The 23,703-nt window shown below is 45.0% G+C and carries 16 protein-coding genes; 1 reads left to right on the top strand and 15 read right to left on the bottom strand.

Features of this window, described 5'->3' with window-relative positions; all coding sequences use genetic code 11:
- Nucleotides 1-188: 188 nt before the first annotated feature.
- On the bottom strand, nucleotides 189-1,214 hold the full coding sequence (locus NLX74_RS19080; RefSeq protein WP_254329657.1) for an ATP-grasp domain-containing protein: 1,026 nt from the start codon (nucleotides 1,212-1,214) through the stop codon (nucleotides 189-191).
- 560 nt (nucleotides 1,215-1,774) lie between these two features.
- Between NLX74_RS19080 and NLX74_RS19075 the strand changes: the two genes are divergently transcribed.
- Nucleotides 1,775-2,407, top strand: coding sequence for a GNAT family N-acetyltransferase (locus NLX74_RS19075; RefSeq protein ID WP_254329656.1), 633 nt, complete (start codon nucleotides 1,775-1,777; stop codon nucleotides 2,405-2,407).
- A 22-nt stretch (nucleotides 2,408-2,429) separates the two neighbouring features.
- Here the strand turns inward: NLX74_RS19075 and NLX74_RS19070 are convergent, their stop codons facing one another.
- The 14 genes from NLX74_RS19070 to NLX74_RS19005 all read right to left on the bottom strand — a co-directional run bounded on the left by NLX74_RS19070 (nucleotide 2,430) and on the right by NLX74_RS19005 (nucleotide 23,620).
- Nucleotides 2,430-3,239 carry a MerR family transcriptional regulator gene (locus NLX74_RS19070; protein WP_254329655.1) on the bottom strand — a complete coding sequence of 270 codons (810 nt, stop codon included), beginning with the start codon at nucleotides 3,237-3,239 and terminating at the stop codon, nucleotides 2,430-2,432.
- A gap of 1,083 nt (nucleotides 3,240-4,322) precedes the next feature.
- The gene (locus tag NLX74_RS19065) at nucleotides 4,323-5,105 is read right to left on the bottom strand and encodes an IucA/IucC family C-terminal-domain containing protein (RefSeq protein ID WP_254329654.1); all 783 of its coding nucleotides are present in this window, start codon (nucleotides 5,103-5,105) and stop codon (nucleotides 4,323-4,325) included.
- Nucleotides 5,074-5,895 (bottom strand): ABC transporter ATP-binding protein, encoded by an 822-nt coding sequence (locus NLX74_RS19060; RefSeq protein WP_254329653.1) that lies wholly within the window; start codon nucleotides 5,893-5,895, stop codon nucleotides 5,074-5,076. Before NLX74_RS19060 ends, NLX74_RS19065 begins: the two co-directional genes overlap by 32 nt.
- 13 nt (nucleotides 5,896-5,908) lie before the next feature.
- Nucleotides 5,909-6,952 carry a FecCD family ABC transporter permease gene (locus NLX74_RS19055; RefSeq protein WP_235307403.1) on the bottom strand — a complete coding sequence of 348 codons (1,044 nt, stop codon included), beginning with the start codon at nucleotides 6,950-6,952 and terminating at the stop codon, nucleotides 5,909-5,911.
- Nucleotides 6,949-7,962, bottom strand: coding sequence for a FecCD family ABC transporter permease (locus NLX74_RS19050; RefSeq protein ID WP_254329652.1), 1,014 nt, complete (start codon nucleotides 7,960-7,962; stop codon nucleotides 6,949-6,951). Before NLX74_RS19050 ends, NLX74_RS19055 begins: the two co-directional genes overlap by 4 nt.
- 93 nt (nucleotides 7,963-8,055) lie before the next feature.
- A complete protein-coding gene (locus NLX74_RS19045) occupies nucleotides 8,056-9,057 on the bottom strand; it encodes an ABC transporter substrate-binding protein (RefSeq protein WP_235307401.1) in 1,002 nt (333 codons plus the stop codon).
- Between the two features lie 281 nt (nucleotides 9,058-9,338).
- Nucleotides 9,339-9,827: an RTX toxin gene (locus tag NLX74_RS19040; protein ID WP_254329651.1), complete on the bottom strand. Its 489-nt coding sequence runs from the start codon at nucleotides 9,825-9,827 to the stop codon at nucleotides 9,339-9,341.
- Nucleotides 9,828-10,182: 355 nt separating this feature from the next.
- Complete coding sequence (locus NLX74_RS19035; RefSeq protein ID WP_254329650.1) at nucleotides 10,183-11,700, bottom strand: glycoside hydrolase family 30 protein; 1,518 nt, start codon at nucleotides 11,698-11,700, stop codon at nucleotides 10,183-10,185.
- 175 nt (nucleotides 11,701-11,875) lie between these two features.
- Nucleotides 11,876-14,605, bottom strand: a complete 2,730-nt coding sequence (locus tag NLX74_RS19030; protein WP_254329649.1) for a glycoside hydrolase family 3 C-terminal domain-containing protein — start codon at nucleotides 14,603-14,605, stop codon at nucleotides 11,876-11,878.
- A gap of 559 nt (nucleotides 14,606-15,164) precedes the next feature.
- Entirely contained in the window at nucleotides 15,165-16,148 is a 984-nt protein-coding gene (locus NLX74_RS19025) for a Gfo/Idh/MocA family protein (protein ID WP_235307398.1), read from the bottom strand.
- Between the two features lie 141 nt (nucleotides 16,149-16,289).
- A complete protein-coding gene (locus tag NLX74_RS19020) occupies nucleotides 16,290-16,784 on the bottom strand; it encodes a GNAT family N-acetyltransferase (RefSeq protein WP_254329648.1) in 495 nt (164 codons plus the stop codon).
- Nucleotides 16,785-17,014: 230 nt separating this feature from the next.
- Complete coding sequence (locus NLX74_RS19015) at nucleotides 17,015-21,982, bottom strand: DUF4132 domain-containing protein (RefSeq protein WP_254329647.1); 4,968 nt, start codon at nucleotides 21,980-21,982, stop codon at nucleotides 17,015-17,017.
- Nucleotides 21,983-21,997: 15 nt separating this feature from the next.
- Nucleotides 21,998-22,417, bottom strand: a complete 420-nt coding sequence (locus NLX74_RS19010; protein WP_254329646.1) for a hypothetical protein — start codon at nucleotides 22,415-22,417, stop codon at nucleotides 21,998-22,000.
- Nucleotides 22,418-22,762: 345 nt separating this feature from the next.
- The gene (locus tag NLX74_RS19005; RefSeq protein ID WP_061830605.1) at nucleotides 22,763-23,620 is read right to left on the bottom strand and encodes a MetQ/NlpA family ABC transporter substrate-binding protein; all 858 of its coding nucleotides are present in this window, start codon (nucleotides 23,618-23,620) and stop codon (nucleotides 22,763-22,765) included.
- Nucleotides 23,621-23,703: the final 83 nt, after the last annotated feature.

The following is a 23,703-nucleotide window of genomic DNA, read 5'->3' as shown; positions in this document are numbered from 1 at the left end:
GTTCCGACCCCGGCAAGTCTTTAGCAGACCTATCATCCAGAGACCTGCACTGGTGACCAGCAGCAGAATGCTGGATGGATGCCACCGCTTGCGGCGGGTGGGCACACACATTCGAATGTACCGACCACACCATAGGAGCGAGAACAAAGTAAGCGGGACATTGAGCCATAACAGGCAATGAATTGCCCTTATTCTGTAATCGACTTTTCGAAATGATGTTCCATTTGAAAAAGATATTCCAGGTACAATCGGACGACATCACGTGTGGTTCCCCCAAAGGGAAAGACATGGTGCGTCAGGTCCGGCAATGCGTTGACTTCCAGAATGCCTCCCTGATCTGCTGTCAGCGGCTGGCCGATATCCCCACAACGGATATCAATGCCAGCCACATCAATCTGGAGAGCTTCTGCGGCTTTAATTGCCATTTGTGCATTATCAGGAAAAATCGCTTCTGTACAGTCCACATAAAACTCACTAATGTTTCCGGCGGCCGAATTGCGAAGATCATATAGCTCGATCTCTCTTCCTGCCGCAGGTACCTCCTCCAGCGTGATTCCCTGTCCAAGCAGAACCTTTCGCAAAGGCTCTGCGTCTTCATCAATCTTGGGAAAGGCCTCGAACTTCCCTATACGGGTATGCTGGATTCGCTGCCGATTCAACATTCGAATCAACGCCCGGATGGTTGAGGTGCCGTCCCCTTCTACAAAGACAGGCCGATACTCATTTACTGCTGCCACTTCCCCGTTAATGATCAGTACCCTATAATCCAAACCCGTTATGAATTGCTGTAGCATGATGCTGTTACTATGGGTACCCGCCCGGGCAATAGCCGCTTCCAGTTCCTCGTTTGTTCGAACGTCCAGTGTCACACCTGCACTGCCGCTTGCGTCCAGCGGCTTCACTACAATGGAACGATGCAGTTTCAGAAACTGCGCTGCCTTGTCACCCATTGCCTCGATAACGATAAACGGCGGCACAGGCATTCCCCGCTCATGCAGTAGCATATTACATACCTGCTTGTTCTTAGCGAGCAGTCCAGCGATCAAGGGTAGACGATGCGATCTGGTTTTATTAATGACTCTGCGCTTGTCCCCATAGGACAATTCTAGAAAATCTTCACATTCTGCGAGAAGTGGCTCGCAGGTTATTCCCATTTCTCTTGCTTTGCTTATGATGAGTCGGTTTTGCAGATTATGAATTCCTTTCGGAAACAATGAAAATCCTCCCCGACCGAATGAAGGCGTTCGCTCCTGGTTGTGCTTTCATCGGATTGATTTGATAGAAACAATATTGATAATGATTATCAGTTTCAAACAAAATCTATTTTATGGCAATTTCATTCACCTTGTCAATAATAAGCTTTTTAGGAAAAAAAAGATGTTTTTGCAGGGAGAGAATCCCCAAATGAAGGATTGTACATGGAACAATGGGCACAATGTGGGTTATAACATCAATGGAGACTAATTAAATTATCGAATGAGACAGCTTATAACATCCAAATGAGACAACGCAAATGCCCGTAAAGCGAGTAAAGACGGGAATAAAATAAAAAAAGATATTTTAACAAGATGAGTATCGACTTGTGGTATTAACCATCGGCAGAATTTTGTTCTTTTTTAATATACTTACGGCGGCTTTCCTGAAATAAGGAGAGCCTTTTTATTCAATAAACGGTTAGTTGAAAAAAAGCATTGCAATAAATACTTGACTCTCCCCATTAGAGGAGACATTAAACTCAATTTGTAAGCTAATCAATTAAAAGGAGGAAGTCAAAATGAACTTAGATATTAGAGACATTAGAAAAGAGGATATAGAACCTATTAAAGCAATTATTGCAGATACTTGGAACGCAAAAGATTTTATCGAGGATGAGAGCATCATAAATGCAGCAGTTACAATGATGTTCATAAGTCCAATATTAAACAGAAGTACTTTTGGAAGAGTAGCTACATTAGATGGAGAAGTCATTGGTGTAATTTTTGGTTCAAGAGTTGGTGAAGCAACATCTTATAGATTGCTACAAGAAGATTATACAAGTGAATTGCTACAACTCTTAAATCTAAATGACATAGAACGAAAAGTATTTGTTGAACTCACCTCCATGACTAATGAGGCAAACAGCAAGTTAATTAGAGGAAAAGAAAATGAGTTTCAGGGTTGCTTAGAATTCTTTGCTGTTTCTGAAGAAGCTAGAGGAAAAAAGGTAGGAAAAAAATTATTTAATGAGCTCATCTCTTACTTAAGAGATACAAAAGCAAATAAAATTTATCTGTATACAGACACAATGTGTAACTATGGATTCTATGACCATAATGGGTTTGTCCGTCTTGATGAAAAAGCAACTGTATTTAATCTACCTATCGGTAAACTCGAAAATACAAATTTTATTTATGAATACAAACTTTAAGCTAAAAGTCAGTCCACTTCATTTATGGGGTGGGCTTTAGACTTATTTGAAATTGGGAGAAGTGATTATATTGATTAAAAACATCTGTCACTAAATAAAACATATAAACCTTATTACACGTCAAACTGTTTTTCTTCAAATATTCTTTTACTAATTGAAATGTTTCAATTTCAGTATCTCTCGTACAATTAACAGTTAAATATTCTCCCTTGGGTAATTCAGGTACATTAGAGGTATCTTTAAGTAATCTATAATCATCTGATGTTATTAGACGAAATACATCACTGATTTCCCAATTATCATAGTGACATGAAAAAATTAATCCATACTGAAACGTATGGGCTGTAAATTCGCCTAATTTTTCATCTAATTTATCGAATGACTTTATCTTATTAAGTTCTCCACCTTGTGTAGGTAAACTTAAAAAGTATCTGTCTTCAAATGTCTGAATATTAAATCCATTGTTCATAAGTTCATCTTCAGATGAATGAATAGCTGCCCTTAATAGTTCTATTCGTTTATTAAGTTGTTCTAATTTCTTTATTTCTTTATGAATTTCTTCTTTTTTCTGTTCTAAGTAAAGTTTAAGGTAATTAGTATCGGCTTTAGCAAATAAGGCTTTAATTTCTTTAACACTTACATTACTTTGCTTACAAATTTTTATAATATCCAGATAGATGAATTGATCAATTGTATAATAGCGATAACCGTTATTGGAATTAATGTATGCAGGTATCAACAAGCCAATATTATGATAATAACGTAAGGCTTTTATCGTAACATTTTTTAATCTAGAAACTTCCCCAATTGAAAAGCACCTTTTATTATCCATAAATTCCTCCGATAAGTCTTATGTGCGAAAGTCGTTGTGCTGATGCATCAATTCCTGTCCTCCTAATAAATCACAAATTGTACTCTTATTCAACTAACAGGGACGTTAGTAAAATAGGAATTAAACGGTTACTATCAAAAAGAAGTTCAACATTTGCTAATAAACTTACCGAAACGTGAGAGAGGACCACGCGTCCATAAAAACATAAATACATTACTAGCTAAATATCTAAAAGACTGTGAAAAACAAAATAGATTGTGTTCTATGGAAGTTTTCTTTGTTCAGAGTGGTATTTCTCCTGGAACACTACATGATTCTGGTTTAAATCATTTGATTGCTGCTTCAAGAAAGTCTTTTCAAGAGAAAGATGACGAGGCTCAAAATATCTAAGTGTTGGAAAGCTACTGAGCAATTTGAGTCACAATAGAGAACAAAGAAAAACTCAAAAAAAACAATCGAATATTTGAAAAATCATGATATAGCTATTTCGAAATCTTCCGTTATGAGAATTTCGGGTATTCCAGCTCATAAATTAATGGGAGTAAATCGAATATCCGACTACTATAGTGAGTTATTGGAGAGAAAATAAGAGTCCTAAAAAGTTTTTTTATATTTCAAACTAGGCTGTGTCCTCAAACTGCTCAACGAGGAATAAATAGGTTAAAAAAATTAGATGAATACATGATACGAAATCCAAGATGTTTCCACCTGAAAGAAAACCACAAATAGGACATACCTCCGTGGACAATCGACACATACTAAATGCTATGCTTTGGGCGGCTCAATTGGTGCTCCATGGCGAAATCTACCAGATACCTTAAATAAGATTAAACAAGTAATCATAATGTCTCACTGCATCTTATAGAAAAAGTACGTTTATCCTACTAGATGTTATAAATATCTTTGGTTAATGTTATAAAAACAGCTATTCTAGGCATGGTTTAGTCTCAATTGATGATATAACCCCCACACAACAAATAAGGCAAGCTCTGAATTTCGTTATGTCATAAGCTTGCCTGTGCTATTCGCTGTATTGAGATGCAATGAAGTATAGGCTGCGGATGTGGATGATAATCATCGGTATTAATGCTTTAATTTGGGGCAGGTGGGGCAGTAATCTTCTGGATCATCTGCGGCGAGATAATAGAAACAACAAGTTTTGCGTACACGAATAGGTGTATCTGAGACAGCTGTTGCCCGTTTGGGCGTATTAAACTGCTTGAGCGGGTTACGGGATTCACCAAAGAGATGCGCAGGTGCATCACAAATTAGATAATGGAAGTCCTCTTCGACACGCTGCTTTTCTTCAGGCGTGGCTCCTTCGGCAAACTTGTTCTCATAGAGCCAGTATACGTAAATGGCCGTGTTCTCCCACAGGACTGAACGGGAAATCCGGGTTGCCTTGGACAGCGATTGCCATACCTTGGCCAGATTGCCGGCGAACATCTGTTCAATCACCTGATCTCTCCATACGTCACGCTGATCCGCCTCTGGTGAGGTCGTCTGCCAATCGGTCAGCCGAGCCTTGGGAAGCCATGCTTCTCCGTGATAACTGGATTCAATCGTGCCGTTGGCAATCTCATAATTCAGGCCTTTGTTGAAGCGTGACATGGCATAGAGACCCGAAGCTGTGATCAAGTAAGCATATCGTTTAGCAAAGAGAGATACAGTAGCCGTTTCGGAGTCCGTCTCAAAGATGCCTCTCACCCCTTGCAAATAGTTCAGGCTTTTGGACGGGTCCAGCAAGTCCGTAAATGGCATCGAAAATGTACGATCTGTCGAGAGCTCCCAGGTCAGACGATATTCGGCAGCCAAGGCCTGCATCTCTTGATCATCAAGCCAAGTGGCTGTAGCGTGTGGTTTCATTTAACATCCTTCCTTTCCCGTGCGGAATGCACATGGGTGTGCCAAACAGCGGATCAACCGCAATGTCGCACTCCATTTGGAAGACCGTGCGGACCATGTCCTGCGTAACAATGTCTTCCGGTTTTCCTTCCGCGTAGATGGACTTGTTGTGGACAGCCACAATATGGTGAGCATAGCGACACGCAAGATTCAGATCATGAAGCACCATCACTATGGTGCGCCCCTCCTGTTCATTCAAATCAAACAGCAGATCCAGAATATCAATCTGATGGGTCATATCCAGATAAGTCGTTGGTTCATCCAGCAGCAGGGTTTCTGTTCCCTGTGCGAGTGTCATCGCAATCCAGGCGCGCTGGCGTTGTCCGCCAGATAATGCGTCCACGGGCCGATCAGCCAGAGCAGTCAGATGTGTGGATTCCAGCGCAAGCCTGACCATGCGTTCGTCCTCACCGGACCACTGTTTCAGCCATGTCTGGTGTGGGTACCTCCCTTGCCGAACCAGTTGGTTTACCGTCAGTCCCTCTGGAGCAGAAGGACCTTGCGGCAGAATGGACATACGTCTTGAAATTTCCTTGGTAGGCAACTTTGCAATCTCCTCGCCATCCAGCAGTACCGAGCCTGAACTGGACTTCAGCAGTCGCGCCATCGTTCGCAGCAAGGTGGACTTCCCGCAACCGTTGCTGCCAATCAGGACAGTAGTTTTCCCCTTGGGAATAGTCAGGTTCAAATTCTCAATAATAGGCTCTGCGCCATAGGCGATCGTAAGGTCCTTGGCTTCCAGAATACTCACAGCATTCTCCTCCTCAAAACTGATTTCGATTCTTGAACAACAGATACAGGAAAAACGGTGCTCCTACCCCGGCGGTAAATACCCCTGCCGGAACATCGAGCGGCAGAAATACCGTACGGGCAATCAGATCAGCAGCAAACACAAGCAGGGCACCGACCAGTCCCGAAACGATGAGCATGCTGCCAAACATGCGCCCTACCAGCTTCCGGGCAATATGCGGCGCAATCAGACCGACAAAACCAATCGTCCCCGCGACAGCTACAGCAGCCCCGGCCAGCAGTACACTGCACAGTAGCAGCGCTGAACGATGACGCTGTACAGTGACCCCCAGCCCGGTGGCCAGATCATCCCCGAATTCCTGTGCGTTCAGACTGCGGGCAAACCAAATCGCCAACGGAAGCACGATTACAATCACCGGGATGATCGTTCTAACATCGGTCCACGATGCGCCATACACACTCCCCGTCAGCCAGATATACGCCTGACCAGCCGTATAGAATGGACTAAGGATCAGCATGAAGGTCGTCCCGGCCCCCGTAATGGCTGACACTCCGATTCCGATCAACACTAGTCGAATCGGGCTAACTCCTTTTTTCCAGGCAAGAAGATAAATGATGATTGCGGTAATCATCGCCCCCATAATGGCAAACAACGGCAACAGCTTGATACTGATGGTTCCACCCAGCAGGGTGACAAAACCTACAGCGGCAACGGCAGCTCCTCCCGTTATCCCGATCACATCCGGTGAAGCGAGCGGATTACGGATAATCCCCTGCAAGAGGGCACCGGACATGCCTAGTGCTGCACCCACAAGCAACGATAACAGCACACGCGGCAGCCTTAGCGTCAACACGACAAAGTCATGATCACCTGTGCCCAGACCGAAAATCGTCTGTAGCACATTCAGCGGAGATATAAAATCATTACCCACACTGGTTCCTGCAATGGATGCAATCAATACCAAAACCATACAGATTCCGATAATGAGCAGCGATTTGCGCTCCATTTGCAAGGATAACGTATCTTTTTTATTGCGAAAAGTAATCATCTTCCTCATATCCTCGTCCCCCCTTTGCGAGCAATATAGACGAAGAAGGGACCACCAATGAGCGCAGTCATAACGCCAAGCGGAACTTCCTGCGGCATGATGATCAGCCGTGCAACCACATCCGCCGCCAATAACAAAATGGCGCCGCCCAGAATACAGTAGGGAACAAGCCAGCGGTAGTCGTTGCCTACAAACGCCCGCATGATATGCGGTACGACTAATCCTACCAGACCAATCGAACCGGCCACCGCAACAGAACCACCGGCCAGCAATACTGTAACGGCTCCCATAAGTACCTTAACCAGTAGCACGTTCTGCCCCATGCCTTTGGCGATATCATCACCGGTCAAAAGCAGATTGATTGCCCGGCCCATAAACAGGGATATCACAGCGGCAACCGTCATATATGGCAGTACAGGATACAGCATGTCAAGTGTTCGACCGCTCACTGAACCTGCAAGCCAGAACAACACGTCCTGTAATCCCGTTCCATCTAGCACCAGGATTGCCTGTGTGAACGAAGCAAAAAGTGCAGAGATAGCGGTACCCGCCAGCACAATCTTGATGGGAGTCAGACCATCACGACCGATGGACCCAAGCGCGTACACAATCACTGTTGCGATGGTTGCCCCGGCAAAACCAAACCACATCATCGTACTGAGCGAGGACACCGACAGCACCACGATGGCAATAACGATAAAAAAGATGGCGCCCGCATTGATCCCAAACACACTTGGTGAAGCGAGCGGATTACGAGTTAGCGCTTGCATGAGTCCTCCCGCCACCGCCAAACTTGCACCAACAACAGCGGCAATAATTGTGCGTGGCAAACGTTCCGTCAGAAGTACGACGTGCTCCACTGAGCTTTCGTCATAGTGTTGTAGTGCATTCACTGCTATTTGAAATGTTATGTGTGTACGTCCCAGTATCATGCTGGCTACACAGGCGAGTAATAGCAAAATGAATAAGCCGGATAGTCCATAAATTTTCGTACTTGCCTTCGTAAAAAGGGGAAACATATTCTCACTCTTTCATCCGTGAAATGCAAAAAGACCTGCCTGCCCATACGCTTCGTATACGAATGTCCTGGTACATGGCAGGTCTTGCTCCCATTAGTTCAGATTGAACTGCTTGTATAGGTCGTCCAGCATCATGTTGGCCGATGTGTATCCGCCCCCCATGTTCCAGGCCACCTCATCAACCTGTACTAGCTTATTATTCTTCACCGCATCGAGATTTTTCCAGAGCGGACTGCTGGTCCAATCCTTATAGTTTTTCTCAATAGCTTCTGTTTCCGTGCCTGAATTAAAGTTGAAGATCATATCTGCGTTCATATCGGGGATGTTCTCTTTCGAGGTCAACTCCACCCCCCAGGTGTCTTCATCATGTCCAGGCGGTCTGGTAAATCCAAGCTCTTTCAATATTTTTCCGGCGTATCCCATATAGAAAATGCGAACCTGATCGGCTCTAAAATTCGTAATAGTCGCTTCAACGGGAAGACGGTCACCCATTTTGCCTTTAAAATCCGCTACCCTTGCATCCCAATCAGCAAGCAACTTGTCCGACTGTTCCTTCATATTCATCGCTTCACCAGCCGTCTTTACCGTCTCTTTCCAGTCAAACAAAGTCTCGGTAACTACCGTTGGAGCAATCTGGGACAGTTGATCATAGATATCCTCATGTCTTGTTTTGGTGGCAATGATTAGATCCGGCTTCAACTTGTTGATCTCTTCCAGATTCGGCTGTGATTCCTGACCTACTTGCGTCACACCATCCAGATCATCTCTCAAATATTTATATACGGGTTGCTGAACCCAGGATTCCACAACACCCGTTGGCTTAACACCAAGTGCAACAACAACATCATTGGCACCCTGGAACAAGGTTACAATCCTCTTCGGAGTTCCCTTAACTGTCGTTTCACCCATGGCATGTTTGATAACTCTGGTCTGCTCGTCCGCACCACTGCCTGCTGCATTGCTCTCATTACCACTTGCAGACTTACTTGAAGGGTCTGTTGTCCCTGTAGTTCCACCCGAGGCACAACCAGCCAGCACCGATATCAACAGAATAAGTGCTGTATAAATATGTAGCTTTTTGGTCAATCCAAACATGTAGTCCAACTCCCCCTTTTCATTCTAATTGATATTAAAAATCATTATCAATTGTATTGTAATTCAGTTGGGTACATTGTTCAAGCATATTGATACTGCTGCGGAAGAACTCCTCACGCCCCTGGTTTCATGTTGAAAATCTCCTTGTACAGTAAAGGCTTGGATGAATACAAAATGCTCAGTATACAAAAAGGTGTAACCCATGATAGTTGATGGGTTACACCTTTATAAGAATTTATGGCATGTCTTCAAAAGACAGCGAGCTCAGACAAACACACCGATTAAGGTGTATGCCTGCCTACATATTGATAAGTACCTTTCGGGTATGCAATCCACTCACCCTGCTGATTAAAAATGGGCGAGCCGCACGATATACCTTGTTTACGAACAAATGTCCCTCCTTGAGGAAACAATTGATCCTGCGAATGAGGTTCTCCAAGCACATCTACCACAGTTTCATGATATTTGAGTACATATGCGACCGTATTAAATTCATTTGGGTTATAGAAATGACCCTCTTGATTAAAATAGGCAACATTCGTCACATCCATGAAATCGTAAAAGGAGCTATTTATGATCAGATACGGTATTACTGGATTAACCGGATATAGTGCTATGCTGGATACGTTCATACGGTTCCTGTTTTTCATGAATTGGTGAACCTCCAGCTCATATCCTTCTAATTTATGAGAGAAGTCACATTCTCGGTTGTAAAACAATTGCAGCACGATGCGACCGTCTCCACCATCGACATATTGTGAAAAAAACAAAAGAGATGCCTCCTGTGGTTCTTGATGAACCTGAAATATAGTCGCTCTGCCAGCAACTCCTACGACCTACTTAAGCTGGACTCTTAAAAAAGTAAAATAATGGGGTCCCCATGCCATACCTGCCAGCAACGTCACCATCAGCACTTTTTGCCATTCTTTATTCGTTTCTTGATTCATCAGACTATCCCCCGTAAACGGTTCATTCTTGTTATTAGTGAAAAGATCTTATCATCCGCCTCTGAACCAATTCTGAACAATATTAAATTTTTTTCGCAGTCTGGGTTTTGTAGCAAATGAAAAAAGAGCGCTCACCCAGATGGGCTAAGCGCTCTAAAACGTTGATGTACAGGCCGTGTCAGGAAGCCGTAGGATTCCATTGAAAGGTAGCCGCGGACTTGGATGGAAGGGTAGATTTGAAAACCTTATTTCCCTGCCGAACCTTAAATGTCTTTGTGTTCTCTCCCGTATTGGCGGCAATCAGGACAAGCGTACCGTCGGGGTTGCGATAGGCGACCGTTTCAATACTCCCACTATAATGTGTAGAATCAATACGTACCGCACCTGGACGGACGAATTTGCTGGCGTGCCCAATCGCATAGTACTCCACATTTTTCGTAACTGCACCGCTTAACGGGTCGATGGTTACTACACCTCTACAGTTGGCGCAACCCCCATTGGTCGGACCCCCGGACGGATCAAGTGCGATATTCCAAAAGAGGACATTTTGCGACCAGTTTCGGGGTGCACCAATGATCAGCTTGGACATATCCCAGCTCAAATTATCTCCAAAGCCCGGACTCCACGCTCCCCCACTACATTCTGTCATATATACAGGCTTATCAGGGAATGCATTATGCACATCTGTCATCGCTGTGGGCTCTCCTTTGTAGCAATGAAAGGCCGTTCCGTGCGTATAGTTTCGAGCCTGTTCATCTCCTAACACGGTCTTGGCATATTCGCTCCCTGTATCCCAGTTATGGTCAAAGGCAATAATGTGAGTAGATAAATGGTTTCGATTTAGGGTGGGACCCAGATATTGTTTAATAAAATTCGCCTGTTCTGCTGCTCCCATACTCATGCTGGGATACTTGGGCGTCGTGAATTCTGGCTCATTTTGAATGGAAATCGCCTGAATCGGAATTCCCTCGTTCGCATAAGCCTGTAGATAACGAACAAAATAGTCAGCATACGCCTGGTAGACACGCGGATCGGTATAGTCCAAATACCAGCCGTTATAAATCTGCTCCCCATATTTCATCCAGGGCGGAGCTGTCCATGGGGTTCCCATAATCTTTAAATCCTGGTTTCTTCTCAGAATTTGCTTCAATACATCGATCACATCCCGATCCTTGGCGATGGAGAAATGATTCAGCTCATAGTCCTTGCCTGTTGCCACATCGTCATAGGTATAGCTACCAGGCTGTCCCTGTTCATCTACGGAATAATCTGAGGCACCAATGGTATGGCGAATATAACTTAGTTGAATGCCACTGGCTGTAAACAAATCATTTAGCAGCTGATCACGCTGATTGGCAGACATGCCATGATTCATCAGGTATGCGGACGAACCGGACACCGCTGCGCCAAATCCCTCCATCGTCTGATAATGAATATCTGGCTTAATCTCAACCGTCAGTGTATCCGCATTCGCTGCATTTTCTTTACTGTTATCCTTATCCCAACGGATCGGGGTTTGTTGGGTTAGGCGATTCGCCGGATCGGGGGTTGTTAGCCATATGTTGACGTTATTTTCTGCTTTCGGCCCCGGAACATTCCGTATAACCATACTGGCCAGGACCGCACAGATCAAAATGGCTACTGCAGCTATAAGCAGCCAGATGTCAGTACGTCGTTGCTTTTGGAGTTTTTTCATCTATATTCTCCTCTCCCCATCATTATCCTGTCCCCATCCTCCCTACTATTTCAGCTTTCACTTGGGTTTCCCTTTGCATACCTGTTGGACGTTTACATACCGATAGCAAAAAGAGAGCCGGTGCTTGTGCCCGCGCTCTCTTGAATATAACCATTTTAAAACAAATGTAACGGGATTACTTTTTTGCTTTTTCTGTAGAGGTTGCCGGAATCGTAACACTTCCTGTCAGTCGTAAATCCTGTGAGGAGCTACCCACATAAATGGGCACTTCACCCGCTGGCATAACCCATGCTTTGGACTTTTCATCCCAATAAGAGAAAGCTTTCGGGTCGAGCTCAATGCGTACCTTCTTCTCTTGACCCGGCTTCAACTCGACCTTGGACCAGCCTGCCAGTTGACGGGAAGGAGTCTCTACGTTTGTCGGAAGCTTACCGCTGTACACCTGTACAACCTCAGCTCCGGCTGTTTTGCCAGTGTTCTTCAATTTTAGCGAAACTTCGACGGAACTCGTACGATCGGATTTTTTTCCACTCGCATGCTGTTTTGTTTTCAGATCACTATATCCGAATGTCGTATAGGATAAACCGTGTCCAAAGGAGAACGCCGGTTGAATACCCGATTTCTCATACCCACGATAGCCTACAAAAATACCATCTGAATAGTCACCTATACCGTTCACGCCTGGAAACTTCTCTGGTGAGGACACGGGTGTAGACTGCTCGTTAACCGGGAAAGTTACCGGCAATTTACCCGAAGGATTCACATCACCGAATAAGACGCGCGCTATAGCATTTCCTTGCTCTTGTCCAGCAAACCATGCTTGTACGATGGAAGGGACTTTGTCCTGCCAGGTATCCATCTGCACGGCTCTGCCGCTCATTTGTACGACAATGGTTTTCGGATTTGCAGCCGCAACCGCACGGATCAGCCGATCCTGATTGTTCGGCAGTTCCATATCGGAACGCTCAACATATCCTTCACTCTCATACGTACGCGTAACAACAATCGCAACATCCGATTTTTTCGCCAATTTCACAGCGTTATCAATCAACTTATCTGACGTATCTGCTGGAGGTTCCCAGCCCAGACGAACCATACCACCGGAATCACGACCATTTGTCGGATAATCAGCGCGGTATTCAATACGTATCTTGTGCTTTTCACCCGCTTTAAGGGAGATGTTTTTCTTCGTAGTGCCCAGCTTTTCACCTTGATTATCCACGAATAGCTTATCGTCGAGATACAGCTTGCTTGATCCCAAACTGGTTAATGACAATGCATAGTCACCATCCTTGGGAGCTGCAATTGCCCCTGTCCAGCGTGCAGATATCAAGCCGTTCAGTGTCGTTGGTGTATTGGGAACTTTAGGGGACTTCGCATTGAAGCCCTGATAATTATAAAATCCAAGGTTCATATTGACTTGGTCATCATTGCGTACAAGAATCGGATTGCCTTCCATCTTGTTATTCTTCCAGTATTCGCCTCGAAGCCCCTGTTCGCCATCTCCATAAGTCGCATATCCAACACTGATATCCTCTTTCTGATCAGACGTAGTCAACAGTGAAGACGGAACAGCAGATGGCCCTGGCATAATGTCTCCTGCAGAGATCGGGTCTGTGCCCGGTGCATATTGGACGGTAACTCCTTTGCCGACACGATTGCGGATGCCCTCTAACGGACTCACGGTATACGTCGGGTTCACCAACGAACTGCCTCCGCCTGCCACAGTGCCGTTATCTGCATCGGGGCCAATCACAGCAATGGACTTGAGTTTATCTTTAGACAACGGTAATGCATTGTTTTTATTTTGAAGCAGTACCATACTTTCCTCAGCCAATTGACGGGCTGTTTTGCCATGGTCACGGATATCAATTTGATTATTTTGAGCCGGGTGATCGAATAAACCTTTGCTGAACATTTGCACCAGAATGCGCCCAGCCTTATCATCAATCGTTTTTCCACTTACCTTGCCATTCTTAACAGCCGCCAGCAGCTGATCTCCCCATTTACCATATGGTGTACCCGGTGTTTCCAGGTCCAATCCGCTATTTGCTGATTCGACTGTACTCAGGTTCGCACCGTAATCACTCATCACAAAGCCCTTGAATTGCAGCTCCTTCTTCAAGAGGTCCGTCAAAAGAGTTTTGTTCTCACAAGCAGACTCGCCGTTGACCTTGTTAAAGGAGCACATGGCCCCTCCCAAATCTGCCTTGGCGATGACTTCTTGGAACGGGCGTATGTAAATCTCATGCAACGCACGGTCACTGACTTTGACATTCGTCGTGAAGCGCTCCGTTTCCTGATTATTCATAAGGTAATGTTTCGCAGTTGCCAAAACAGGGTGGCTTTGTATACCTTTGACATAAGCGGTCGCCATTTGCGATTGCAGTAGCGGGTCCTCACCCATAGATTCAAAGTTTCGCGATCCCCATGGAATACGGGCAATATCCATCCCCGGTCCAAGCGCAACATTATGAGTTGTATTAAAAGCCTCGTCTCCGATCAAATCACCATACTGTTTGGCAGCTTGGGTATCCCACGTTGCAGCCAACGCAATTGGAGCAGGCAACGCAGTAGATTGCTTGTCCTGCACATCTGGATTGGCGATGCGCACACCCGCAGGTCCATCTGCCATCGTCAGTGCCGGAATACCCAACCGCTCCATCGAATTATTATAAAATCCATAGTAATTGTTGACCTTACCAGTCACCAAATCTATTTTTTCTTCCAGCGTCATTTCTTGCAGCAGCAACGCTGTCCGTTTCTCAGCCGACAGGGCCGTGTTCATCCAAGGCCGATCTGTCTGGCTTCCTGCCGCTCCTGCAATATTCATAGGTCCGATCACAACAGCCGCGATAACTGTCATCATCACCATACGGAACAACCATGTAGATTTCACTTTCACGTTTGTAACTCCTCCTTGATGTTAGGTCATGAGGTGAATGCCTATTCAACTCTCACAGGCTTGCAAAGGCTCTCGATCCTGCGAGCTCCGACAAGAATCGAGAGCCACGGGATAAGCAAGCAAGTCAGCAAAAGCCGCAATGGCTCAAGTGACACGTTTACCACCCTACCGTACATTTTCGAAAATTTCATTGAAAGTTTTTGGAAGTACAGCACTAGGACCTTCATTCTGCTCCATAAAAAGAGAGCGCTCACAATTCACTTAACTGATAATAAAATTACACTTTTGTAACTTTTTAATGACTATTTTTTAACTAATTTAAATCACAAAAAATGATTCATATGTCCCACTCTTGATTGACTCATATGGCGTTACCTACCGTGCGACCAAAGTCGCTATTTGGGAATTGGAAATAATTATGTATGATCGAAATGGTTTAGTTCGTCTATATATTGCACTTCGGAGCGATTGGAATCGAATTTTGCAAAATCCTGGTATAAAAAAACGCTCACAAACAAAAAATTCCAGAGAACCTGAAAGGTCCCTGGAATTAACGTGATTATTCAAACGGATACCGAAGCCCCCACTGTGAACGAATCTGATCCATCAGTTTCATAATTCCTAATGATTCATCCAAAGAAATAGTAGAACTTTCGAGCAAGCCTTCGTGCAAGCAACGCCCGACTTCTTCTGCTTCAAAGGCATAGCCTGTAGAGGATCGGTCATCCTGAAAGTTTTGTGCCTCTTCACCGTCCACAACTAAAGTAGCCGATGTGCTGTTCAAGAATGACGGAATGTGGATATAGCCCTTTGTTCCATGGATGTATGCCTCATTCGTCAATCCGAGACGGACTGCCCCGTTAAGCATAGCCGTGCGTCCTTTTCCATAATCCAGCAAGATCGAAAATGTCTCGTCAACGCCTGTCTCACCGATATGAGCAGTGCTCCATACATGCTCAGGTTCAGGGCCGAAGACCATTGAAGCAAAAGAAACCGGATAAATCCCTGCATCTAATAGAGCACCTCCGCCCAGCTCAGGGTTCAAAAGCCGCCCCTCCGGGTTCCAATCTACCCGAAAACCAAATTCCGCCTTAACCAGCTTTACCTCGCCAATGAGACCCGCATGTATCCACTCTCGCACTTGGCGAATCGGAGGCAAAAAACGTGTCCACATTGCTTCCATCAGGAATAGCTTACGCTCACGTGCAAAGCCGATCATTTCCTCCAATTCTTTGCTATTGACGGTGAAGGGTTTCTCACACAAGACTGCTTTGCCTGCCCGAAGAGCCATCAGAACATTCTCTTTATGAAAAGGATGAGGAGTCCCTACGTAAATAGCATCTATCTCGGGATCTTGTGCTAATTCCTCATAGCTCCCGTAAGCCCTTGATATTTGATGCTTAGCTGCAAATTCGGTAGCGCTTTCAATAGTGCGTGATCCAACAGCATACCCTTCTCCATTCGTAACATGCGCCAAATCCGCCACAAATTGATCTGAGATCCAGCCTGTGCCGACAATTCCCCATTTAATCTTTTTGCTCATACTTGTGTCCCTCCCAGCAATTTGGTTAACGTTGACTTACAACATACCCTTTTATTCTAGCAAACGCCTGTCCTAAACAAAAGAAACATTTGCTAGACGACGGTTTCTTTTGTGGCCTAGCAGCATCTTCATTTATACCCATTATTGAATGACGTATCTGTAAAACTTTTTATCCACTTTCATGACTGGAAAACCAATCGGCAATTCTCCAGGAGCTATACTAACAAAGCCGTTCTTCTCATAAAAACGATGAGCTGCTACGAATTGTGGTGTTGTTCCAAGATAGATTTCTTCAATAGACCTTTCCTTAGCCCATCCTATGGCATGATGCAATAATTGATTCGAAACATTGAATGTTTTACCTCTATAGTTATGTTTTACAAACATCTTTCTGAGTGCTGTCTTACGGTTCCTAATATCTAACAAAGCTATAGTCCCTACTACGGTTCCTTCACTAAGAGCCACCCAGAAGTTGCCGTTACCACGCTGATAAAAATTTTCAATATCAAGCAAATCCGGCTGATCTTCTTTGGTTATGGCGATATTATATTCATCTTTTTGAATATGTAAAATTAAATCGACAACTTGTGATTGATACTCGGTTGAGTACTCTTTTAGAAAGATACTATTATTCATCGCTGTGTTCTCCTATGATCGTCGATTGTTATACTGTTAGATTCCTATCAAACCACAGAACCTAAAATATTACCCATATCTCCTTATTCGTGCTCGATAAACGCTCAATATTAAATAACTCAACCTCCGCAACTAAACTAAGTTTCCACCTACACAGTCGAGGATGCAAAATCATTGTTTAGGTGCGAACGTTGAGTTAATTATGAATCTATATATATCAGAATTCTATTCTACGCTTGAAGCTGTGTAATAATTTGCGGGTCCTTGATCTTCTGATCCTCGGCCAACAGCACAACTTTGGATAGAATCTCGGCTGTTCTTGGGTCCTCGTCCAGAAACGGCAGGAAGATGCGTCCACGATGCTGCGAATGCACCGGGATAATATGCAGTGCTCCCTTCGCTTGCTTGTAGACACCCCCGCTTCCCAGATGCACAGCATATTCGCCAAGAGTCCCATCTACACGTGCATAATTCCCATCCAAGCGTACATTGCTAATTTTCAGCAGGCGAAGTGATTCCTGCACAATAACCCTACGCATTTCAATGGTCGTCAGACTGGCCTCTGGATCAACGCCACCTACATGGGCAACACTGACGACCAGATCCACATCCCGCATAACTTCGGAGAACAGAACAGGAGGAACTTCGTTCAACGGTACGCTCTTATACGTTGTCCGATCAAAGAACTGCACTGTCTCCAGTGTAGGAGCCTCGGTATCCGCTGGTGAGAACCAATCCGCCATGGCATACAGGTTCGCAATCAGATTCTCAGCATAGTACACCTTCTGAAGTCCGTCCTCATAGCTGACTGTCCATTGGCGACCTTTCAATAGGGATACCGTTTTATTCGGCTGTACCTGGTGTCCTGCATATCGACGGGAAACGGTCGCATTTGCACGTTCATCAGCATTCAGCAAGTACAGCTCACGGAACACCTGCTTAAATGGCTGGCGTATCTGGCGGTCGAATAAGTCCTTCTGGAATTCGCTCCAACGACCACTTTCGAACAAATGAAGGGGATGGGCAATAATCAGCTTATCCTCTTCTCCTATAGTATGCTGTTCAGCAAAAGGAGCCGTCAATACCAACGTTTCCTCATTAAAATATCCGAGGTGATCATCAGCCTTGAACACCAGTGTCCGCACCAACGGAGCAAGCACAGGATTACCCAGCAATCCTCTCAATTCCTTCACCATAAAGGTCGTACCAGACTCCATAGAGCGTTCCAATTCTTTGCGAGCTCTGCGGTACTGATCCACTAGATCTCCTTTAAGCTCCTTCAGCGACGTAACATACTCATCCTTCTTGAAACGAGCCGGAATGGATTTCAGCGTCTTGCCTTTGCTGACAATTTCAATATCTGCCGCTCCTTCAGTATCAATGACGAGCTGCACCGTTGTAGTCTCGTCCAAAGCATGTGGCTCAAAATAAGACCGAAGATCATCCAGCTTACGAGCTTCCATATCCCATACGAGACGGGTTACGTCATCATAGCCTGCGTTACGTGCCAAATTCCCGAGCGCAATCCGTGAAACGAGTGCCTCACTGGCCTTACGCTGTGCGCCGAATTTTTTGCTTTGTTCCAGAAACCTCTGGATAAAATCATAACGTTCGCGTATATCTGGTTCAGGCGGCTGAGCAAGTGGAATCAGACTGTAGGTCAGCAAATGGTCTTTGTTTCGCTTGTCCTCCACTGATTTTTCCATTTCACTCCGTTTGAGCTTACCCAGCGTCGCATCTGCAAACAACTGGGATCGACGATGATTGGCTCCAGCCGAAATATACTTGGCACAATCGTACAGCAGGTCAAAACGTTCCTCGCCCAACGTCTCATAGGCCTCATGAAACCAGTGAATATCGAAGGCACCATCATTAAAATCTTGCGGAGCAATCGGCGAGTAATGAGCTACAATCGTTTCCTTCTCGGCCGAAAAACCTTCATTGATATGCGCATGGAAATACCATGCCGCACTGCGAAGCCCTTCCCAACCGAGATAGTCTGCTACAATCTCAATCCACTGCGGGGCATACATAGCCGCCTCCAGCAGACGTTTATCTGTAATTTTAGTGTTCTTCAGCTTTTCCTTGAGCAACGTGGCATCCTCACCATCACTCGGATAACATGCCTTGAGCAAGTGGCTGAACGATTCCTTTTTGGTAATACGATCACCGTAGCCGTACACATAACCACGCACAAACGTTTCCTTGTCGAGACCCTCCAGAATACGGATGAAATAATCCATACCTTCAAATTGGCTCAAGCCCATAACCTTTGGCGTAGCCTCGGTAGGCAAATCACCTCGAACCAATTCAACCTCTAGCAGTCGATCAATAACCGTACGACGTATCTCCAAAAATTCTGGTTTGCTAGAAATCCATGTATTGCGGGCATTGGTTAAGGAACTCATATGTCTTCTGCTTTCACTACCAGCCAGCAGCTCCCGATACACTTCACCTACACCAATCAACCCTTTTTCATATGCTTTGAAGTAATCCTCCAGATCCAGCGGAGAATAAAAACGATTTTCCGCTCCTGGCAGTTCTGCGTAGTTCACAAAGGTATGCAAAAAGCGCTTAAAGGACTCATCATCATGGACCTGCCCCTTCTCCAGTGCCACCCACGGGCCAGACAATAGATGGAGCATTCCCATATCCTCTTCAGGTCTGTCCTTAGGCATGCCTTGCATTAGTGAATTTAAAGCAAGGTCAATTACGTCAAATGTTTGGTCACCGGATGTGTCCATAAAATAAGCATTAACTAGTGTGCTTACCTGATCGGAATAGGTCAGCTCTGCCATCCACTTCTGCACCTCGTTAATGCGATCCAAAGGATACATTTGCTCAGCGAAATCTTTACGCCATCCTTCCAGCAACTTGTGCTTGCTTTGTTCTGAATAGTCCATGTTAAAAGAAAAGTATCGATAATAGCGATCCAGCGTTCGGTCCATAGGCTCTAATCGGTCATAAAAAACAAGCTCCAGCAGTTCACGCGCTTCCAAGCCGCTTTCCTGCAAATAACGGTCCCACTCCTCATAGAGAGGATATAAAGACAGTCTGGAATCTACTTCTTCATCGACCTGAACCTGCCGTAGAGGGCGAAGGTTCGTCCCAATAAGCAATGTATCTTTGTAGCCCGAATAATACTCCGCAGTATATTCCACATCACGATGATGATGAACAAGCTCGTCCAGTCCACTCAAGAACTGCTTGAGCTTCTCCAATGGACTAACAAAAATATCGGCCAATCGAAAATCACCCAGATCAACTTTCTCTTCCAACCAAGCTTCCTTGACATTAGGATCGTACAGTCCAAAACCGTTAGCCCCTGTAAAAGCATCCTCCTGTCCCAGCTTGGACAGCAGTTGCTCCTCTTTGGCTGTAGGTTGCTGAATGATATCCGCCAAAGTCCGCAGGCTTTCATACTGTTCGGCACGATCCGGGTCTGCATATATCTTCGTCAATACTTCCAGTCCACCCAATCGTTGCAGCTCCGCCTTAGCACGCAGCAAGCGTTCCAATGAGCCAGCGAGCGGCTCTTCCGATTGTGAGAGCAACACACCAATGACACTTTGGCGCAATGATCCCGTCTTGAGCTTTAATAAGGCTTCCATTTGTTGCATTTCTGGTTCCGACAGCGTCAGCTTACGCGCCTTGGCCACAGCGAACTCACGGATACTCATACTTTTGTCAGACAAACTGGAAAAAATAAAATCACGTTGTACCGCATCCTCAGGTTTTTGCACAAAATGGTTCAACAGTTCGCCACGCAGATTAGGGCTAATCTGTTCCTTTAAGGCTATGATTTCCCCAATCCAGGAAGCATCCATATCATAACCAGCGAGATACAGCATTTTTTGAATAGGTGCATCTGAGCGGTGATACAGATTAACAAAATCCAGCACCTTGGAGGGCTCGGTGGACTCACCCTTTTTCATATGTACAAACAGGTTATGAAGTCGTTCAAAATCCTTACGCCGCTCCTCTTTGCTCTCCAGCAAAGGAGTACGCACCACTTTAACGATCCGATCCGCGACCGTCCCGCCTTCTACCCATTCATAAAAATAATTGCTTGTATAGTTCGTCAGTATCCAATATTGAAGCTCTTGGTCCGTTTCACCCAGATATTCTCTCGCAATTCCGAGGCGCACATCCTTGTTGTCACTGTTAGACAGTACATACAGTGCTACGATCTTCTGGTAAGTTACTCCTTGTTCCATGAGTTTCCGAACCTGTCCATACAAATCACGTTCCTCATGTACTGCCGTAGCCCACAAACTCATATAAACTTCATTAGCATTTGAGCTGGTCAGCCATTCCTGGCGCAGTTCACTACGAATCAATGCTTCATATGCCTGCTCGATCAGTTGACGAACGACCCGCTGGTTGGCGGATTCCAAGCCCATTCCCGTCCATACTGCAAGCGCCCGCACCACTGAACTGTAACGAATGAAGCCTTGGTCGATGATTACCTTCAACAGATATATTAGAGCCTCCGGGGTTCCTTCATCCATTTGTTCCACGATACTTTGGCGCAATCCCTCCTGGAGTTTGGCGGCTGCCAAGAGCTCGCCGATCATGCGATAATTCTCCTCCTGATGACTCAGGAGCATGCCTTTAATCATATTGCGCGTAAGTAACGCCGCCTGATTATCCCCATAAATAATAGCTTTTAACGCCTCAAGCACCTGTGAATTACCGTGATCCAGCTCATAAGCAATCCAGTCACCAATCGTTTCCTGAATCCGGTAATCTCTGCCTGGTTCATAATCCTTTTTTGTTAAATAATCCATTACGGAGAACCCGATACAGTCCATTCGGATCAACTGCACCATTCTTTTATAAACCCGGGAAGTATGGGCCGTAATATCCGAAGTGCGAAACGGTTTGCGCGCATACCCTGTGCTGTATGGATATTCAGTCACATGCTCCGTTAGATGTGCGAATACATCGCCCGCTGTTTGTCCAATTAGAGCATGTAATACCTCTGTCAGTGGCTTAAACAGCGGTTCTCCGCTTTCTGTCGCCCGTTCTTTTAATATTCGCTGACATTCGTTAAATGGCTCCTCATTCTCCTGTATGTAATGAAGCTTACCTAGTTCCACAACATACTGAGCCAACTCCTGTTGTGGTACATCCAGTTGCGCCGCGCGCTCCTTCAGTGTGGTGAAATATTCTTGCTCATTGTTCTCTTGATGCATGTTTCGTTTCCCCCTCTACCATAGGCCTCCAGCCAGCATTGTGAAGCGTATAAATACAATCTCATTCCCATCCTTAAGTGACAAAGGAGTATCGAGTTCAATAGTTTCCTCGTCACATACAAAAACTCTGTATAAACCATCTTCAAATGCCTGCATCGCCGTGTTCACGGCATCCTTAATATCCGGGACACCATCATTATATATGGAACCGAATCCCACTTTGCCTATCTCGCCTTGTGCCTGAACTTCTTCTCCCGTAAGGAACGGAATCAGCGCGACACTCTCCTGCTTTTCCCGCAGCTTTTGAACATTCAGAGCAACGGTTGCAGTAATCAAATCTCGCAATGTTTCTGGAGCAGGACTCAGCTCTATTTCCTGTCGTGCGAGTGCTGGCTTGCGCTTCCCCAAACTTTTTACAGTTACAAACAGCTTCATGTCGTTCCCCTTCCTTTTTATTCACGCTTTTGGCCCGTTGTCAGCTGAATTTTTCGACCCATATAAAAACACCGTTAACAAAATCGAAAACGAATGTTTGTTCGTATTTTTATTTTAATATGTTCCTTATCATTACTCCATCGCCCTTTATGACCAAAATTCGCAGCGGTGCAACACCCTAAAACCTTAAAAAGTAAGACTTTATACCCTGTTTTCGATAATTCCTTTCCATATTAAGGATGAAAAAAAGACCTGCACAAGGGAGACCATCTGCTCTTCACAGACTTCCTTCCATTATACAGGTCGTATTTCATCATAAAACGATGTTTCAACATACTTATTTATTTAAAATGCTGGAACAACGCTATCCTTGTAATTGTCCTCAAAAAATTTACGTACTTCCGGTCCAGTCATTCGCTTTGCCAGCTTTTGAATAGCATCGGAATCTGCATTATCCTTACGCGCTACCAGATTAATGGCAAAGTGCGTATCGTCTTTTTCGGTAATCAGCGCGTCCTTCTTCGGTGTCAGACCGAGCGGCTTGGCATATGCGGGATACATGGCAGCCATGTCCACATCATCCAGTGACCGCGCCAGCATCAACAAATCCACTTCTTTAAACACAAACTTTTTCTTATTCTCAATAATATCGGCCTGTGTAGCATTATAGCCTACACCTTCTTTAAGCTTGATCAAACCATTTTGCTCCATCATTACTAAAGAACGTCCAGTATTGGCCGGGTCATTGGCAATGGCAATAGTCGCACCTTCCGGCAGGTCTTTAACGTTCTTGTATTTTTTGGAGTACGCGCCGTAAATGGCGTTGTAAATAGGTTTTATCGCCACCAAATCAGACTTGTTGCTTTCATTATATTGTTGCATAAAAGGAGCATGCTGAAAGAAGTTAGCATCTACTTCCCGGCTTGCCAATGCGTTGTTCGGTTGGATATTGTCTGAAAGCACGACGATTTCCAGATTGACTCCGTCCTGTTTAAGCAGCGGCTTCACGATATCCAGCACATCTGTCATCGGTGGGATTAGCGTTGCCACTTTCAAGGTCACTTCTTTTTGGGAATTTGCTTCTTTAGACTGTGTTTCTGGAGCAGCCTGCTTTTGACCACCGCATCCAGCAACCAGTAGCATAACGACAGCAAATAGTGTAAGTAATTTCAAGTTCGTTTTCATGTTGTTTTTCCGACTCATTTGATGAGGAACCTCCAAGTAAATTGTGATTGGGAAGATAAAAAATGAGTTACAGTACAGCCGCTTCGCGAATGATTTGATCT

Source organism: Paenibacillus sp. MZ03-122A, assembly GCF_024213325.1.
Taxonomy (GTDB): domain Bacteria; phylum Bacillota; class Bacilli; order Paenibacillales; family Paenibacillaceae; genus Paenibacillus; species Paenibacillus polymyxa_B.
This window is presented reverse-complemented; position numbering and strand designations above follow the sequence as displayed.

What these genes read in the sequence shown, in the direction of transcription:
- NLX74_RS19075 (WP_254329656.1), top strand. Translation starts at nt 1,775, where the DNA reads ATGAACTTAGATATTAGAGACATTAGAAAAGAGGATATAGAACCTATT.
- NLX74_RS19070 (WP_254329655.1), bottom strand. Translation starts at nt 3,239, where the DNA reads ATGGATAATAAAAGGTGCTTTTCAATTGGGGAAGTTTCTAGATTAAAA.
- NLX74_RS19065 (WP_254329654.1), bottom strand. Translation starts at nt 5,105, where the DNA reads ATGAAACCACACGCTACAGCCACTTGGCTTGATGATCAAGAGATGCAG.
- NLX74_RS19055 (WP_235307403.1), bottom strand. Translation starts at nt 6,952, where the DNA reads ATGAGGAAGATGATTACTTTTCGCAATAAAAAAGATACGTTATCCTTG.
- NLX74_RS19050 (WP_254329652.1), bottom strand. Translation starts at nt 7,962, where the DNA reads ATGTTTCCCCTTTTTACGAAGGCAAGTACGAAAATTTATGGACTATCC.
- NLX74_RS19045 (WP_235307401.1), bottom strand. Translation starts at nt 9,057, where the DNA reads ATGTTTGGATTGACCAAAAAGCTACATATTTATACAGCACTTATTCTG.
- NLX74_RS19035 (WP_254329650.1), bottom strand. Translation starts at nt 11,700, where the DNA reads ATGAAAAAACTCCAAAAGCAACGACGTACTGACATCTGGCTGCTTATA.
- NLX74_RS19025 (WP_235307398.1), bottom strand. Translation starts at nt 16,148, where the DNA reads ATGAGCAAAAAGATTAAATGGGGAATTGTCGGCACAGGCTGGATCTCA.
- NLX74_RS19020 (WP_254329648.1), bottom strand. Translation starts at nt 16,784, where the DNA reads ATGAATAATAGTATCTTTCTAAAAGAGTACTCAACCGAGTATCAATCA.
- NLX74_RS19015 (WP_254329647.1), bottom strand. Translation starts at nt 21,982, where the DNA reads ATGCATCAAGAGAACAATGAGCAAGAATATTTCACCACACTGAAGGAG.
- NLX74_RS19010 (WP_254329646.1), bottom strand. Translation starts at nt 22,417, where the DNA reads ATGAAGCTGTTTGTAACTGTAAAAAGTTTGGGGAAGCGCAAGCCAGCA.
- NLX74_RS19005 (WP_061830605.1), bottom strand. Translation starts at nt 23,620, where the DNA reads ATGAGTCGGAAAAACAACATGAAAACGAACTTGAAATTACTTACACTA.